Annotated in this window: 1 protein-coding gene; it reads right to left on the reverse strand. The window is 63.0% G+C overall.

From position 1 onward, the window contains the following. Positions 1 to 4: 4 nt before the first annotated feature. Positions 5 to 1,305, reverse strand: a protein-coding gene (locus ACWETB_RS23860; protein WP_452214072.1) for an IS3 family transposase whose coding sequence is annotated in 2 segments (ribosomal slippage) — positions 5 to 1,032 and positions 1,032 to 1,305 — 1,302 coding nt in all. Because the reading frame shifts where the segments join, the coding sequence is not laid out codon by codon here. Positions 1,306 to 1,358 lie beyond the last annotated feature (53 nt).

The following is a 1,358-nucleotide window of genomic DNA, read 5'->3' on the forward strand; positions in this document are numbered from 1 at the left end:
TGAATCACCCCCGGTTTCGTGCCGCCTCGATGGTGGGCTGATCCTCGGGGTTGAGGCCAGCGTAGTGGGTGTGTTCGTACTCGTTGGGTGGGACCATCCCGATGCTCGAGTGCAGCCGGTCGCAGTTGTACCAGTCGACCCAGCCGGCGGTCGCGTATTCGACGTCTGAGGGCGTCTTGTACGCGCCGGAGTGAAAGACGGTGGTGCGGATGCATTCGGCCTTGTACAAGCCGTTTGCCGACTCGATCAGGGCGTTGTCGTAGGCGTCCCCGATCGAGCCGATAGAACGGGCGATATCCTCGAGATCGAGATGCTCGGTGAGGGTCGAGGACGTGTACTGCGACCCGGCATCCGAATGGTGAATCAACTCGCCAGCGATGACCGGATGGCCTTCATGGGCGCGGTACCACAACGCCATGCGTAGTGGAATCATCACCAGCTCAACAGTTTTCGATGTTGATGCGTGCCAGGCCACGATCTTTCGGGAGAACACGTCGATGATGAACACCACGTACACGAAACCGACCCAGGTACGCACGTAGGTGAAGTCGGTCACCCACACACGGTTGGGGGCATCGGCACTGAATACCCGGTTGAGCAGGTCCCCGGCACGGACTCCGTCGGCGGCCGGGATGGTGGTGCGCACTCCTTTCGTTCGGCGTATTCCGTTGAGCCCCAACGTTTTCATTGCACGATCCACCGCGCCGAAACTGACGCCGGGCATGGTGGTGCGGTCGAGGTGCGCGCGCATCTTCTCCCGCCCGTACAAGCCGGTCGGGGTTAACCGCCGACGCCCCTGGGCATCGGTGGTCCAGGCGGCATCGCGGACCGCGTTGACCGTCTGGGCGTCCGAGATGGTTCGCGCTGCTGGTCGGCGTGACTTCCACGCCCGGTAGGTGCGTGCGGCGATCTGGCAGCCCTGTTCTCGTAGGACTCGGCAAATCGACTCGACCGCAACACCTTTCGCGCGCATCGAATCAATGAACGCGATACTCATCGATTGCGGGGGTCGAGTTCCCCCGCGAAGAAAGTCGTGGCCGCTTTGAGGACCTCGACGTCTTCGCGCAGACGCCGGTTCTCGGCCTTGAGACGCTTGATCTCGGCGTTTTCCTCGCTCGTGACGCCCGGACGTGCGCCGGCGTCGACATCGGCCTGCACGGTCCATCGGCGCACCGATTCGGTGCTGACGCCGACCTTGCGGGCGATCGCCTCGGCTGCGGCGGTCACCGTCGGATACTCCTGGCCGTGCTCGGACATCAGCCGCAACGCGCGCGCCTTGACCTCCGGATCGATCTTCTTGGGCATGTGCTCATCCTTCCTGACTCAAAAGGAAGCGGCACGAAACCTAGGGGGATTCA

The organism is Gordonia sp. NPDC003950 (assembly GCF_053605205.1).